General features: G+C 53.4%; 13 protein-coding genes and 1 tRNA gene. 8 read left to right on the forward strand and 6 right to left on the reverse strand.

Annotation, left to right across the window (positions count from 1 at the left end; translation table 11 throughout):
• Nucleotides 1-116: 116 nt before the first annotated feature.
• Genes BST81_RS28150 through BST81_RS17525 form a run of 3 tightly spaced genes read left to right on the forward strand, consistent with a single transcriptional unit; the run spans nucleotide 117 to nucleotide 4,580 of the window.
• Nucleotides 117-359 carry a hypothetical protein gene (locus BST81_RS28150; RefSeq protein ID WP_075599791.1) on the forward strand — a complete coding sequence of 81 codons (243 nt, stop codon included), beginning with the start codon at nucleotides 117-119 and terminating at the stop codon, nucleotides 357-359.
• Nucleotides 360-415: 56 nt separating this feature from the next.
• Nucleotides 416-3,895, forward strand: coding sequence for a transcription-repair coupling factor (gene mfd, locus BST81_RS17520; RefSeq protein ID WP_075599792.1), 3,480 nt, complete (start codon nucleotides 416-418; stop codon nucleotides 3,893-3,895).
• A 40-nt stretch (nucleotides 3,896-3,935) separates the two neighbouring features.
• Nucleotides 3,936-4,580: a Uma2 family endonuclease gene (locus BST81_RS17525; RefSeq protein WP_075599793.1), complete on the forward strand. Its 645-nt coding sequence runs from the start codon at nucleotides 3,936-3,938 to the stop codon at nucleotides 4,578-4,580.
• 280 nt (nucleotides 4,581-4,860) lie between these two features.
• Here BST81_RS17525 and BST81_RS17535 read toward each other — a convergent pair whose 3' ends face one another.
• Both BST81_RS17535 and BST81_RS17540 read right to left on the reverse strand, forming a co-directional pair.
• Nucleotides 4,861-5,676 carry a hypothetical protein gene (locus BST81_RS17535; RefSeq protein ID WP_075599795.1) on the reverse strand — a complete coding sequence of 272 codons (816 nt, stop codon included), beginning with the start codon at nucleotides 5,674-5,676 and terminating at the stop codon, nucleotides 4,861-4,863.
• Between the two features lie 61 nt (nucleotides 5,677-5,737).
• The gene (locus tag BST81_RS17540) at nucleotides 5,738-6,259 is read right to left on the reverse strand and encodes a DUF29 domain-containing protein (RefSeq protein WP_075599796.1); all 522 of its coding nucleotides are present in this window, start codon (nucleotides 6,257-6,259) and stop codon (nucleotides 5,738-5,740) included.
• Between the two features lie 177 nt (nucleotides 6,260-6,436).
• Between BST81_RS17540 and BST81_RS17545 the strand changes: the two genes are divergently transcribed.
• Together BST81_RS17545 and BST81_RS17550 are read left to right on the forward strand one after the other, a co-directional pair.
• Nucleotides 6,437-7,045 (forward strand): antibiotic biosynthesis monooxygenase, encoded by a 609-nt coding sequence (locus tag BST81_RS17545; RefSeq protein ID WP_075599797.1) that lies wholly within the window; start codon nucleotides 6,437-6,439, stop codon nucleotides 7,043-7,045.
• A gap of 6 nt (nucleotides 7,046-7,051) precedes the next feature.
• Nucleotides 7,052-7,843: a hypothetical protein gene (locus BST81_RS17550; RefSeq protein WP_143780386.1), complete on the forward strand. Its 792-nt coding sequence runs from the start codon at nucleotides 7,052-7,054 to the stop codon at nucleotides 7,841-7,843.
• A gap of 12 nt (nucleotides 7,844-7,855) precedes the next feature.
• Here the strand turns inward: BST81_RS17550 and BST81_RS17555 are convergent, their stop codons facing one another.
• On the reverse strand, nucleotides 7,856-8,668 hold the full coding sequence (locus BST81_RS17555) for a rhodanese-related sulfurtransferase (RefSeq protein WP_075599799.1): 813 nt from the start codon (nucleotides 8,666-8,668) through the stop codon (nucleotides 7,856-7,858).
• A 115-nt stretch (nucleotides 8,669-8,783) separates the two neighbouring features.
• Between BST81_RS17555 and BST81_RS17560 the strand changes: the two genes are divergently transcribed.
• Both BST81_RS17560 and BST81_RS17565 read left to right on the forward strand, forming a co-directional pair.
• A tRNA-Ala gene (locus tag BST81_RS17560) sits at nucleotides 8,784-8,856 on the forward strand.
• Nucleotides 8,857-8,961: 105 nt separating this feature from the next.
• Nucleotides 8,962-10,140, forward strand: a complete 1,179-nt coding sequence (locus tag BST81_RS17565; protein WP_075599800.1) for an alpha/beta fold hydrolase — start codon at nucleotides 8,962-8,964, stop codon at nucleotides 10,138-10,140.
• A gap of 75 nt (nucleotides 10,141-10,215) precedes the next feature.
• On the opposite strand, the gene BST81_RS17570 is transcribed toward BST81_RS17565, so the two are convergent.
• A complete protein-coding gene (locus tag BST81_RS17570) occupies nucleotides 10,216-10,437 on the reverse strand; it encodes a hypothetical protein (RefSeq protein ID WP_075599801.1) in 222 nt (73 codons plus the stop codon).
• A 559-nt stretch (nucleotides 10,438-10,996) separates the two neighbouring features.
• Between BST81_RS17570 and BST81_RS17575 the strand changes: the two genes are divergently transcribed.
• Nucleotides 10,997-12,154: a histidinol-phosphate transaminase gene (locus tag BST81_RS17575; protein ID WP_075599802.1), complete on the forward strand. Its 1,158-nt coding sequence runs from the start codon at nucleotides 10,997-10,999 to the stop codon at nucleotides 12,152-12,154.
• Here BST81_RS17575 and BST81_RS17580 read toward each other — a convergent pair.
• Both BST81_RS17580 and asnS read right to left on the reverse strand, forming a co-directional pair.
• Nucleotides 12,151-12,600, reverse strand: a complete 450-nt coding sequence (locus BST81_RS17580; RefSeq protein ID WP_253188352.1) for a helix-turn-helix transcriptional regulator — start codon at nucleotides 12,598-12,600, stop codon at nucleotides 12,151-12,153. The genes BST81_RS17575 and BST81_RS17580 overlap by 4 nt on opposite strands.
• Nucleotides 12,601-12,659: 59 nt before the next feature.
• The gene (gene asnS, locus BST81_RS17585; protein WP_075599804.1) at nucleotides 12,660-14,051 is read right to left on the reverse strand and encodes an asparagine--tRNA ligase; all 1,392 of its coding nucleotides are present in this window, start codon (nucleotides 14,049-14,051) and stop codon (nucleotides 12,660-12,662) included.
• Between the last annotated feature and the right edge of the window lie 4 nt (nucleotides 14,052-14,055).

Below are 14,055 nucleotides of genomic sequence, written 5' to 3' on the forward strand. Positions count from 1 at the left end.
ATGGAATGCTGGGCGACACCCGCAGCGCACTTCTCAGCTTGAGAACTGGCTGTTCGGTTGAGGTGAGATCCTCCGACCGAAAGGGATAAAAGTTCTGTCACGTCAATTAGTATCCTATGATCAAATCCCGGTTTTCTGATAAAAAGCTCTATCCGTGGCCTGGATTGCAGGGCTCTGTCGCTTTCTTCCCCCAGATTTTGGCATGGGCATTGTGGCCTTCTGGTGCTCAGCCCCAGGGACATTCGGGAGTGAAAGGAATCAACTGTTGTGGGGGGAAACGGGCAGGGAAGCGCTATCAGGATTGCCCCGATCGGGGGAATTTGATGGGAAAAGGCAACCAGACTCGGACAGCCTTCTAGAATAGGTAAAGATCAGTAACGCTACTGTCTGCCTCTGTCCGGTTTCCTCCTCGCCTATGGCTTTCTCTGCAATTATTCGGTCCCTGGGGCGATTGCCCCTCACCTCAGAACTGTCCACTAAGTTGAATCAACAGCAGTTTCTGACGTTGAATGGCTTACCTCGTCTGCCTAAGGGTATCGTTACGTCTGCGCTGGCGCAGTTTCGGCAGCGACCACTGCTGGTGATCACCGCCACCCTGGAGGAAGCAGGCCGCTGGACGGCCCAACTGGAGGCCATGGGCTGGCAAACCGTCCATTTCTATCCCACTTCAGAGGCCTCCCCCTACGAGCCTTTTGATCCGGAAGCTGAAATGACTTGGGGACAGATGCAGGTGTTGGCCGACCTGGTTAAGAATGTCCAGAGCCAATCTTCAGCGATCTCTACCCTGGCGATCGTTGCTACCGATCGCGCCCTCCAGCCCCATCTGCCACCCGTTGAGGCGTTTCGGGCCTTTTGCCTGACCTTGCAGCGGGGTATGGAGTTGGATCTGGCCACCCTCAGCAGCGAACTGGCCCGCCTGGGGTATGAGCGGGTGTCTCTGGTGGAGATGGAAGGGCAGTGGAGCCGTCGGGGAGACATCATTGACCTGTTCCCGGTCGCGTCGGAGTTGCCGGTGCGCCTGGAGTGGTTTGGAGATGAGCTGGATCAGTTGCGGGAATTTGATCCGGCGACTCAACGATCGCTGGACCGGATCGATCACCTCACTTTGACGCCGACTGGCTTCGGTCCGATTGTTTTCCCAGAACTGACCGGGAAATGGGCAGAGGCTGTCCAAGCCCACCTCTCGCCCCAGGAGCAGGAGAAGTTTGCCGAAAAGAATCCACCGGAAGGGATTCGTCGTTTCCTGGGGCTGGCCTACGATCGACCGGCCTCCCTGCTGGATTACCTGCCTGCCGAAACCCTGATTGCGATCGATGAACTGGATCAGTGTCGCGCCCACAGCGATCGCTGGCTGGAACACAGTGAAGAACAGTGGCAGGAAGTCAGTACCTTACCCAAAATTCATCGCTCCTTCCAGGAAGCCCAGGCTGAGGTGGACTGCTTCCTGCGGCTGTATCTGACAGAACTGGCGGAAGAAAAAGTAGGGCTGAATCTGGCCAGTCGGCCCGTACCCGCGATTCCCCACCAATTTGGCAAGCTGGCGGAGACCTTGCGGGGAGAACGCGATCGGGGGTTTGCGATCTGGCTGATGTCGGCCCAACCCTCCCGCTCGGTGTCCTTGTTGCAGGAGCACGACTGCCCGGCCCAGTTTATTCCCAATCCCAGGGATTTTCTGGCGATCGAGAAGCTGCAAAACCAGAAGACCCCCGTGGCCCTGAAATATTCCGGGGCAGCGGAACTGGAGGGTTTCATTCTGCCGACCTTCCGGCTGGTTCTGGTTACCGATCGGGAATTCTTTGGCCAGCATTCCCTGGCCAGTCCGGCCTATGTGCGTAAGCGGCGACGGGCAGCATCCAAGCAGGTGGACCCGAATAAACTCCAACTGGGGGATTTTGTCGTTCATAAGAGCCATGGCATTGGGCGGTTCCTGAAGCTGGAAAGCCTGACCATCAATCAGGAAACCCGCGATTACCTGGTGCTGCAATATGCGGATGGCCTGTTGCGAGTGGCTGCTGATCAGGTGGGTAGCCTGTCTCGCTTTCGCGCCGTTGGGGAGCAGCCGCCGGAACTGAGTAAGATGTCCGGCAAAGCCTGGGAGAAAACGAAAAGTAAGGTCCGCAAGTCAATTAAAAAACTGGCGGTGGATCTGCTCCAGCTTTATGCCAACCGGGCGCAACAACAGGGCTTTCCCTACCCGATCGACAGCCCCTGGCAGGAAGAGATGGAAGACTCTTTTGCCTATCAGCCTACCCCGGACCAGCTCAAGGCCATCCAGGATGTGAAGCGGGATATGGAGAGCGATCGGCCTATGGATCGGCTGGTCTGTGGCGATGTCGGCTTTGGCAAGACAGAAGTGGCCATTCGTGCTATCTTCAAGGCCGTCACCGCCGGGAAACAGGTGGCGTTGCTGGCTCCCACGACGATTCTGACCCAGCAGCACTACCACACCCTGAAGGAGCGGTTTGCCCCCTATCCTGTTCAGGTGGGTTTGCTGAACCGGTTCCGGACGGCTGAGGAACGGCGCAATATTCAGCAACGATTGGTGACGGGTGAGCTGGATATTGTGGTTGGAACCCATCAGTTGCTGGGGAAAGAGGTGCGCTTCCGGGATCTGGGGCTGCTGGTGGTAGATGAGGAACAGCGCTTCGGGGTGAACCAGAAGGAGAAAATTAAGACCCTCAAAACTCAGGTGGATGTGCTGACCCTGAGTGCGACGCCCATTCCCCGCACTCTGTACATGGCCCTGTCGGGAGTCCGGGAAATGAGTCTGATTACCACACCACCGCCTTCTCGCCGTCCGATCAAAACCCATCTGGCGGCCTATGAATCTGAATTGGTGCGGACGGCCATTCGTCAGGAACTGGATCGGGGTGGTCAGGTCTTCTATGTGGTGCCCCGGGTGGAAGGGATTGAGGAAATTTCCGGTCGTCTGCGGGAGATGATTCCGGGGGCCAGACTGGCGATCGCCCATGGCCAGATGCCAGAGGCGGAGTTGGAGGCTACCATGCTCACCTTCAGTAACGGAGACGCCGATATTCTGCTCTGTACCACGATCATCGAATCCGGTCTGGATATTCCTAGGGTGAATACGATCCTGATTGAGGATGCCCAGCGCTTTGGCCTATCTCAGTTGTACCAGTTGCGGGGCCGGGTTGGCAGGGCCGGGATTCAGGCCCATGCCTGGTTATTCTATCCGCGCCAGGACACCCTATCGGACGCGGCCCGTCAGCGGTTGCGGGCGATTCAGGAGTTCACCCAGTTGGGGTCGGGCTATCAGTTGGCTGTACGGGATATGGAAATCCGGGGGGTAGGCAGTCTCCTGGGGGCGGAACAGTCGGGGCAAATGGATGCGATCGGCTTTGATCTCTATATGGAAATGCTAGAGGAAGCCATCCAGGAGATTCGCGGTCAGGAAATTCCCCAGGTGGACGACACCCAGATCGATCTCAGCCTGACGGCCTTTATTCCGGCAGACTATATCCCCGATTTGGATCAGAAGATGAGTGCCTATCGGGCGGTGGCCGCAGCTTCCTCAAAAGCGGAACTCACCCAGATTGCGGCTGAGTGGAGCGATCGCTATGGTCCCTTGCCAACGGCAGCCCAACAACTGATTCGGGTGCTGGAGCTGAAACAGGTAGCCCGCAAACTGGGTTTCTCCCGCATCAAGCCAGAGGGCAATCAGCATGTGGTGCTCGAGACGCCGATGGAGGAACCAGCCTGGAATTTGCTCCGGGCTAACCTGCCGGAGAATCTGCACACCCGCTTTGTCTACAGCCCCGGTAAAGTAACCGTGCGGGGACTGGCGATGATGGGGGCTGATCGACAACTTGACAACCTGATCGACTGGTTGAGCAAAATGCAGGGAGCCCTGCCAGAAGCTGTTCTTACCCGTTAGCAGTTTTATACTGAAATCAGGGTAGTTGGGAGCAAGCCTGATGGATGTCGTAATTACGCCAGAAAGCATCGATCTGTCGCCCGGTGGAGAAGTGATTCTCTGTCATCAAACCTGGGCCAATTATGAGGCCCTCTTAGAGAGCCGTCAGGACCAGGCTGCGATCAAAATTTCCTTTGATGCCAGCACTCAGAAACTTCGTCTTATGGCCCCTTTACCCAAACACGGTAATGGTTCGGATATTCTTGCCGATTTGGTTAAATGTCTGCTCCGCCATCAAGGGCAAGACTGGCAAAGCTTCCATCCTGTGACGTTGAAGCGGTTTAAACAGATTGGGTTAGAACCCGATAGCTGTTTTTATATTCAAAATCGTGCCGCTATTTTAGGAAAAGAAACGATCGATCTGGAGTGTGATCCTCCCCCAGATTTAGCCATTGAAATTGACCTGACTTCCTTCACGCAACCAGAAGATTATGAGCCGATCGGGGTGCCTGAACTCTGGATTTACCAGGGTCAAACTCTGGCGATTTATCTGTTCGATGGACAGCATTACCAGGCCAGTTCCACCAGTCTTCTCTTCCCGAATATTCCTGTGCCGCAACTGATGCCAACCTACGTTGAGCAAGCCTGGACAGAAGGTTCGAGTGTTGCTTTAAGAGCCTTTGAAAGTACGTTGCAAAATTATTAATCCAGTCTGGGTGACGGTTATCCTGTTGTTAGATCACTTGGAGCTTGAGGTAAACAAGCTGCAAGATTGTATCGGTAGCAGCCTTCTGATGATGAAACCTCCTGGAACCACCCGCAGGGTGCATCCCAGTTTTGCAAGGTTGCCCACCCCAGGGGAAGCCGCTCTGCGTCTACATCCCCCAGCCCCTTCTCCCTTATTGGGAGAAGGGGAGCCAGATTCAAAGTCCCTCTCCCAGAACGGGAGAGGGATTTAGGGTCTAGCTTGCTTCCCGCAGGGTGGGCTACAAAAGTGGGATGCACTCCCACCGTTTTCTGATCCACTCCCACCGTTTGCTAAAGCGTTTCTCTTGGCTGGTTCCAGCATCAAGCTTATCGGCAGGAACAATACCTTTTTCTTGGCAACTTTGAACATAGCCACTAACTACATTACGCAACCAACGAGTGACAAGTTTAGGACCAAAACTGATCGTAATTCTCTCATCGTCAGAGGACGACCAATAATACATAATCTCTTCTCCGCGCGTGAATCCATGTGTGCGTCTTGACCCAGTAGCAAGATGAACTAGAGGACAACGGTAAAACGTGTAGAGCAGAGAACCATATTCATATTCTTCTAAAAAATCAAAAAGATTAGGGCGAGTTAGGAGGTCAGGGCACTCTTGAGCAAGCTCGTCGCGTGATACATCTAGATACGACTTGGGCAATTCATGGGATCTAAGGAATTCATTAGGATTATCGCTCAATCGTTTACTGAGAAGTTGATCAGCAATGTGAGCATCTTTTGGGCAATAGTATTTCCAATCTTCGGCGAAGCATACAACAGCGACTTTACTGACACGAAGATCATTTGGAACAAAGCTCTTTAAAAGCCGAGCTAGTCGAATGGAAGATGGAACACTTCCACCTAATTCACTTTCCAGTTGTCGTTTAACATTGGGAAAGTCATTGAACCAAATCTCGGCAAGTGCGTCAAGAGATGCTGTTGCTAGTGTGTATGCATCGACAGTAGAACCTGAATCCGCCATATCATCTGCCAATTGAGCACGTTTGTAGAAATAGTGTTCAAAAGGATCATTTGAAACTGGCGTGAAAATCATAAAAACAGAACACAATACAATTGTAGTTTGATTGTAACACGCTCATCTGGCTAACAAACAGTTAGGGTGATTTATCCTGTTCTGCTTCGATCCATTCACTCGGTTCACCGGGATAGAAGCGACTATCCAGGATTTCCGCCAAACTGTAAGGGCATTCTGTCGGAAATGTGCGATGCGGTAAATTTGTCTCTCCAACTGCCAGTTCCACCCCCTTCAGATACGCTTTGCGAACTGCTGCTGCAACGTAGGGGGTGAGACTGGGGTTGTCTTCCAGAAGTTCAGTGATATCCAGGCGTTGAATGCGAAGGGTTGCTAACCAGCTACGGCTGCGATGTTGGGGTTGATAGTGCCATTTCAGCAAATGCCCAAGCAACAGGCTCAAGCGGTTACGAAGTTCCTGGCGTTGCTGCTTTCCCAAAGATTCAATTTCCTCAATGAGATTTGGCAAATCAATTCGGCTCCACTGTTGGGTGCGCAGCAGCAGAGCCTGTTCCTGTGTCCAGGCATAGAAATCGGCGTTGTAGAGATTGGGCGCAGCCATGGGATGTTTTGCCGTTTCTGAATTTGTTTCGGGCACGGGCATCAACTTACTCCAACCGCGATCTTTTACCATTTTAAAGCGTTCTTTATGGGTTCACTCCATGAATTGCTTCTCGGGCAACTAGAATCCAGGCTTTTCAAACATCCTCTAAAATGGTGACTAATTCTACGGATTGCTTGGCTCTACATTTGTTCAAACCTCATAAAGCTACGTTTTCCTATGGATCAACCCTATTCCCAGTCCGATCCGATTACGTTGGTGATTTCTGAGATTGTTCACCCCGATCGCATTCCGGAATACGAAGCTTGGACCCAGGGGATTAATCAGGCAGTCCAGCAGTTTGAGGGCTTTCTGGGGGCCGAATTGTTTCGGCCTCGAGATCATGACTACCCCGAATATGTGGTGATTCTCAAGTTCGATACCTATGAGAACTTCAGAACCTGGACGACCTCCGCCGTTTACCGGGACTGGATGGAGAAATCCCGTGGACTGGTCACGGTGCGATCGCGCCAGCAATTTCTCAGTGGCATGGAACTTTGGTTTACCCTCCCATCCGCTTTGAAATCATCTGCCCAACCGGCCTATTACAAAAAGGTGATCATCGGCATTCTGTCTGTTTATCCCCTGATTGTCTTGAGTAATCTCCTGTTAGGGCCTCTGTTAGCCGGATTGCCCCCCCTGCTGGGGTTGTTGATTTCCGTCAGTCTCGTTTCTGCCCTGTTGACCTATCCAGTGATGCCCTGGTTAACCCAGTGGTTGGAATTCTGGCTCTACCCCTCCGTAACCAAACGGCACAACCGGGTAGACAATGGTCATAGGAGCCCATAAATTTCTGTGATGCACGTTGTTAATCAGACCTCAACCCAATTGATTCTCCGTCATTTTCCCCTGCGGGCCTGGGTGCTGAGCGGTTCCCTTCTGACCACGATGATTGTTCTGGGATTGTTGCTGATCCAGGGTGGACAAAGGACCACCCTGGACTGTCGGCGATCGGTCCCTGACCAGGGCAACTGTCGGTTGCTGGTGGGGGTGCCCGGACGGGACCCCCTGGCGGATCAAACCATTCCCCTGACTGAGATTGCCGAGGCGGAAGTGCAGACGTTTACCACTGGGGCCGTTGCGAAGGGGGCTGAGGAGACTTATACAGTTTTATTGCTGACGCCCACTCGTAAAATTTCCTTCCAGTCTCTCCAGTCTTCCAGGGCGGAAGCAGAAGCAGTTGTCAGCCGCATCAACCAGTTTTTGCAGAATCCCTCCGAACAGATCCTGACCCTGACCTATCGCCACAATACCTTTAGCTGGCGGCTGGATTCTGGTTTCGTGGTCCTGTTGCTTCTGGTTGGTGTCCCCGCCTTAGTGTTGTTGCTGATTCTGGTCTCTGCCGAAAGCCAGATCCTCACCTACACTTTTGATAAGACCCAGGGACAGTTGACGATTAAGGCCAAGGGGATATTCGGTCAGCGGGTCGAGCAGTTTCCCTTGCATGAGATTGGTCCAGCTCTGGCGGAGATTTCCTACTCGGGGCTGCCCTTGATTTTGCCTAATACTCCGATCGCGACGGCAGGCACAATTCACATTAATTTTGATCTGAAGTGTCAGATTGCCCTCAAGAGCTTTTTTAGCTGAGGAGGCAGTCTTTTAAGCACAGTAGGGACAGCTCACACCCGCTTCATATTGCTCTGAAGTCCTGTCTGCTTCAGACAGGGGATGACCGCAGGCCGGGCACATGTCATAGGTGCCTTGGCTCAGACCGTGTTCTACCGCCACCCGCTGATCAAAGACAAAGCACTCTCCTTCCCAGAGGCTGTCTTCGGGGGGCACCTCTTCCAGGTAGTGGAGAATGCCGCCCTGCAGATGGTATACCTCCGGAAAGCCCAGACTCAGCATGTAAGCGGATGCCTTTTCGCAGCGAATGCCGCCCGTACAGAACATGGCCACTTTCCGATGCTGGCCTGGATTGAGATGGCGCTGGACATAGGCTGGAAATTCGCGAAAGGATTCTAGATGGGGATCGATCGCCCCCTTAAAGGTGCCCACCCCCACTTCGTAGCCATTGCGGGTGTCGATCACCAGTATCTCTGGGTCGGAAATCAGGTCATTCCAGTCCTGGGGAGCCACGTAGGTGCCTGCCCGATCGCCTGGATTCACTTCCGGCATCCCCAGGGTGACGATCTCCCGCTTCAGGCGCACTTTCATCCGATCGAAGGGCAGCACCTCGGCTGTGGATTCTCGTGGGTACAGGTCTGTTAGCCGGGGATCGGCTCGCAGGAACGCCAGCACGGCATCCACTGCGGCGCGAGACCCGGCGATCGTCCCATTGATCCCCTCCTCAGCCAGGAGAAGGGTTCCCCGTAGCCCCTGCTGCTGGCAGAAAGCCAGTAGGGGCTCGCGTTTTTCGGCATAATCTGGCAATCGAACGAACTTATAAAATGTGGCAACAATGACTTCCATGTCCCCATGCTAAAAAAATTTGTCCCTCAAGTGACAAAAACTTTTGCAAAACTTGCTATTTAACCTGGTACGATTAGAAAAGTGCATGTACAGGTTTGCCTGTAACCACAAGTAAGGGGAATTAGCTCAGTTGGTAGAGCGCCTGCTTTGCAAGCAGGATGTCAGCGGTTCGAGTCCGCTATTCTCCATTTTCTAAACCTGATAAATTCTTTTTACAAATTTTTTAAGGGATTGATCTGGATTTGTCCGTATTCACACTGAATGAGTCAATGGACCTTTCTCCAAGATCCTTTATGGCAACTCCAAGCATCCTACCCACTCCAGAACAGATTCAGCAGGCCCAGCAGGCAATCTCCGCCTACGTGCAGGAAATTGATGCCAATCCTGAGCGTCGGGATGGGGCCTACCCTTACGCCCTCTTCCACGAGGCTGGACAACCCATTTTCGGAACTGTCCTGATGTTCCATGGGTTCAGTGCGAAGCCGCATCAAATGTGGCGACTGGCAGACTATCTCTTTCAGAATGGGTTCAATGTCTATCAGGTCACTCTGGCCGGTCATGCCTCTATTAACCCAGGCAAAAACTGGCCCCAGGTGGATCTGCGCCCTGAGATTGCAGACCCTCTGAAGCAGAAGATCCAGGCTGATCCGGTCCTGCAAAATTATCTGAACAACCAGATGGCCAATCCCCAGAGTGGCCAGAACCCCAGCTACATGCAGCGTATCGCCCTGATGCATCGGCTGCTGAAAATTGAGCCGCGTCTTCTGGATATTAAGCAAGCGATCGAAAAAAGTGATGATCCTGACTTCGATCGCTATTTCATCTCGTCCCACATGAACTATCTGATCGAGGCCCGCCGTTGTCTGGAACAACTGGCATCGATCCCCGGCCCCGTGTATACGGTTGGCCTTTCCGTGGGAGGGGCGACGGCCCTGGGTCTGGCGGCTGACCAGCCCGATCGGATTCAGAGAACGGTTGCTTATGCGCCGTTACTCAAAGTCTATGGTGAAGAAAATAGGCAATATGTGAATTTAGCGGGTCCTTTGGATATTAAGGAAGTGGGTTGGGATCCCAACCTGCAGTTTCCGCTGGGAGCCTTTACGGCTGCCGATCGCTTTGGCAGTGCTTTCGTGCTCAAGTGGGACAATGTGGAGATCCTGAGCCGGATTCCCACCTTTCTGGTGCTGACGGAAAATGAAGATGCTGCAGATATTGAGACCAATAAGCAGTTTTTCAAATCCATTGGGGGCGATTCTAAAGGCCATCGCCACTACCTCTATCCAACATCTGATCTGGTTCCCCATCCCATGGTGGATCCGACTGAGGTCAGCCAGAATATGAGTAACCGCTTTTGGCAGAGTCTTTACCAGGAAACATATCGCTTCCTGACGACCGGAGACATTGATCCGGCCAATTTGGGTAATGTTGAGCAGAACCCAGAACTGCCGATCGTGCCCTCCGTAACTCCATAAACGGGACCGGCTAGAGATGCAGTACGGTACGTCTCTAGCCGATCACATCACATCCTGGTCAATCCAAATCAAGGATTAATAATTTTCTGCGAAATTAATACTGATGTTCCGAGAAGGAACCCGATTGCTGTAGTCAAACTTTTTCCCGGTTACGGTTTCAGCCAGTTTTTCAAAGGACTCGGAGTTCCAGTTCCGCACATGAATGGGCTTGGACTGTTCACCCAGGAAGTAGGCTTGAGTTCCCAGAACAGCGGCAGCTACCCAACCAACAATAAACAGGGCAATCAGAATAGTCATGGCTGTAACTCCTTGAGTTAATCGTTGTTTCCATCTGTAAATAAATGTAACAATCTATTTACAGAATCGTCAATGGAGTGTTATCCGCATTCCTTGAGTTCGGTTAACCTGCAGAGACCTTGTCGGGAACGTCTCTGCAGATGTCTCTGGGCTAATTTGGGCATTAATAGACGCTATGCACCAAAACTGCCCTCACCCCCGGCCCCTCTCCCAGAGCGGGCTACTGTGTACCCATAATCCCCTCCTGGGAGGGGTAGGGGTGGGTTCAACGCTCCTGCTCCCGTTCCTAGACCCACCCCGGCCCTGCAGGCCACCCCTCCCGAGAGGGGATTTCACGCGAGTCTGCTGACTTGAGCCAAACTTTTCAGAGATCTGTATACGCGGTAGCCCAAAGCGGGAGAGGGGAGAAATTAAGCGTTAATCTCCCTTCTCCCACAATGGGGGGTGGGGGATGAGGGGAAAGGGATTGGTGTGCCAAGGATATTGTTGCCCCAATTTGCCGATCGGGAGTCAGGGTTTTGGCCTATCCTGAAGATCCAATCTTCATGCTGTGACGCCTATGCTGCCTTTCCTGAGATCGGACCTGGCCCAGTTTCAAGCCTATGCCCCCCATCCGGGTGGCGAGGGGGATGCGGCCCCGGCGGTTTCGTCTTTCGATCGTCTCGATACCAACGAAAGTCCCTATCAACTGCCAGAAGAGTTGAAGCAAAAGTTGACCTGGACGTATCAGCATCTGATTGAGACGAACCGCTATCCAGATGGGGGCCATCACGAGCTGAAGCAGGCGATCGCTGGCTATGTGAATGAGTCAGCCGGGTTAGTTGCTGATTCTGGGTTCACGCCAGCCCAGATTTCGGTGGGCAATGGTTCGGATGAGCTGATTCGCTCGTTGCTCATCGCGACCTGTCTGCGGGGAGAGGGATCGATCCTGGTGGCAGAGCCCACCTTTTCTATGTATGGGATTCTGGCGGAAACCTTAGGCGTGCCGGTGGTCCGGGTGGGGCGATCGGAAACCGATTTCGCCCTTGATCGAGGGGCTGCCACCAGGGCAATGCAGCAGACCCAGCAGCCTCCGATTCGAACGGTGTTTGTGGTCCATCCCAATTCCCCAACGGCTAATACGTTGCAGGCTGCAGAATTGGACTGGCTGCGGGCTCTGCCAGAACAGGTGTTAGTGGTGATTGACGAGGCGTATTTTGAGTTTAGTGGTACAACGATCGTGGCTGAAGTGCTGCAACGGCCCAACTGGGTTGTGCTGCGGACATTTTCCAAGGCCTTTCGACTGGCGGCCCATCGCGTCGGCTATGCGATCGCCCATCCGGAACTGACGGCAGCCCTGGAGAAAATCCGCCTGCCGTACAATCTGCCCAGTATGACTCAGGTGGCGGCCCTGCTGGCTCTGAACCATCGGCAGCAGCTCCTGACCGCCATTCCCCTGATTCGCAGGGAACGGGATCAGCTTCTGGAGCATCTGGCCCAGGAGCTAGGGCTGCAGGTGTGGCCCAGTCAGGCCAACTTCATTTTTGTCCGGCCCCGGTTGACGGTTCCCGATCCGGGTCGGAGCACAGCCCTGAGCCAGGCTATCCGCGACCAGTTGAAGGCCAGGGGAACATTGGTGCGGCAGATTAGCGGGGGGCTGCGGATTACGATCGGTTCTCCAGAGGAAAATCAACGAACCCTGCTTCACCTGCGGGAAGTGCTCAGGAGCCGCCTTTAACTCTCGCTGCGATCGTACTGAAACCGGGCCTGGTCAGCGACCAACGAGAGGTGCTTGGATGTGGCACGGGTGGGAGCATAAACCCCTTTCTCCCATTCGCTGACGGTTTGCTGGCGGACCCCGAGTTGCTGGGCGAATTGAGCCTGGGTCAGATTCATGTGACGGCGCAGGGCGCGGACCATGAGCCCATTCCAGAGGACTGTATCCCCTACCCGCCTAATCTCATAGTCGATCGTGGGCTTGCGAAAGGTCACCTGTTCCTGCTCAAAATCTATGTCTTCTACTAGGTAGCCTGCTGTCATCCAGGCCATTGCCTGCAAGGCACCCTGATTGCGATTGCTCCACCAACCCCGATTTCGACGGGCAGAATCGGGCAAGGTGCCCCCTAAAAGGGATTCAATCTCGGCAAAGGTCAGGACGACCTCCTGCAGAGAACTTTGCTGCAAGTGGTTTAGAAGGGGTTGATACTTGCTGCCACCTTTCACCGTCGCTTTGCTCCGTCAGGTCAGAATTCTGCACTCAAAGGTGTTCGGGGAAAGGGAATCACATCCCGAATATTACTCATGCCGGTCATAAATTGGACCAGCCGTTCAAACCCCAGACCGAAACCTGCATGGGGAACCGTTCCATAACGACGCAGATCCAGGTACCACCAGTAATTTTCCAGCTCCAGACCCTGGGCTTGAATCCGCTGTTCCAGGACATCGAGCCGTTCTTCCCGCTGAGATCCCCCAATGATCTCCCCAATCTTGGGAGCCAGGATGTCCATCGCTCGAACCGTTTTTTCATCCTCATTCAGGCGCATATAAAAAGCCTTGATTTGGGTGGGATAATCTGTCACGATCACGGGCTTCTTAAACAATTCCTCAGCCAGGTAGCGCTCATGCTCTGATTGTAAATCGACTCCCCAGGTGACCGGAAATTCAAAGGGACGATCGGCCTTTTCCAGTTGAGCGATCGCCTCTGTGTAGGTCAGTCGCTCAAACTGATTGTTAATGATGTTTTCTGCTGTGGCAAGTACTGAATTATCAATTCGGGCATTAAAGAATTCCATGTCTTCCGGGCACTGCTCTAGCACGGATTTGAATACATGCTTGAGGAAAGCTTCAGCCAGGTCCATATCCCCGGCCAGGTCACAGAAAGCCATTTCGGGCTCCACCATCCAGAATTCAGCCAGATGGCGGGATGTATTGGAGTTCTCAGCCCGAAAGGTGGGGCCAAAGGTATAGACATTCGAGAAGGCCATGGCCATGATTTCTGCTTCCAGTTGCCCACTGACCGTTAAATAGGCCGGTCTACCGAAAAAGTCTTGACCGTAATCCACATCTTTGGTAGCTGTCAGGGGAACCTGTTTCAGGTTGAGACTAGTGACATTAAACATCTCACCCGCCCCCTCACAGTCGCTGGCGGTGATGATGGGCGTATGGACCCAGAGAAAACCCCGCTCCTGGAAAAACTGGTGAATGGCTGCAGAGCAGGCATTTCGGACGCGAAACACTGCGCCAAAGGTGTTGGTGCGGGCTCGTAAATGGCCGATCGTACGGAGAAATTCAAAGGAATGGCGTTTTTTTTGCAGAGGATAGGCTTCTGGATCGGCATCGCCATAGACGGTGATAGCCTGGGCTTTGACTTCAATCCGTTGCCCTTTTCCAGGGGAGGGGACCAGTTCTCCCGTCACGGAGATGGAACTGCCCGTATTTAACTGACGCACCAGGTTGGCATATCCGGGTAACTCTTGCTCGATCACAACCTGCAGACTGGCCATGGCTGAGCCATCATTTACCTCAATGAAGGAAAACCCCTTCAAATCGCGTCGGGTCCGAATCCAGCCCTGAATTTGGACCGATTCTCCAGGTTGCCCGGTTCGAAGTAAATCGATGATGCGTTGTGTCGCCATATTG

The organism is Leptolyngbya sp. 'hensonii' (assembly GCF_001939115.1).
Lineage (GTDB): Bacteria > Cyanobacteriota > Cyanobacteriia.

What these genes read in the sequence shown, in the direction of transcription:
- BST81_RS28150 (WP_075599791.1), top strand. Translation starts at nt 117, where the DNA reads ATGATCAAATCCCGGTTTTCTGATAAAAAGCTCTATCCGTGGCCTGGA.
- mfd (WP_075599792.1), top strand. Translation starts at nt 416, where the DNA reads ATGGCTTTCTCTGCAATTATTCGGTCCCTGGGGCGATTGCCCCTCACC.
- BST81_RS17525 (WP_075599793.1), top strand. Translation starts at nt 3,936, where the DNA reads ATGGATGTCGTAATTACGCCAGAAAGCATCGATCTGTCGCCCGGTGGA.
- BST81_RS17535 (WP_075599795.1), bottom strand. Translation starts at nt 5,676, where the DNA reads ATGATTTTCACGCCAGTTTCAAATGATCCTTTTGAACACTATTTCTAC.
- BST81_RS17540 (WP_075599796.1), bottom strand. Translation starts at nt 6,259, where the DNA reads ATGCCCGTGCCCGAAACAAATTCAGAAACGGCAAAACATCCCATGGCT.
- BST81_RS17545 (WP_075599797.1), top strand. Translation starts at nt 6,437, where the DNA reads ATGGATCAACCCTATTCCCAGTCCGATCCGATTACGTTGGTGATTTCT.
- BST81_RS17555 (WP_075599799.1), bottom strand. Translation starts at nt 8,668, where the DNA reads ATGGAAGTCATTGTTGCCACATTTTATAAGTTCGTTCGATTGCCAGAT.
- BST81_RS17565 (WP_075599800.1), top strand. Translation starts at nt 8,962, where the DNA reads ATGGCAACTCCAAGCATCCTACCCACTCCAGAACAGATTCAGCAGGCC.
- BST81_RS17570 (WP_075599801.1), bottom strand. Translation starts at nt 10,437, where the DNA reads ATGACTATTCTGATTGCCCTGTTTATTGTTGGTTGGGTAGCTGCCGCT.
- BST81_RS17575 (WP_075599802.1), top strand. Translation starts at nt 10,997, where the DNA reads ATGCTGCCTTTCCTGAGATCGGACCTGGCCCAGTTTCAAGCCTATGCC.
- asnS (WP_075599804.1), bottom strand. Translation starts at nt 14,051, where the DNA reads ATGGCGACACAACGCATCATCGATTTACTTCGAACCGGGCAACCTGGA.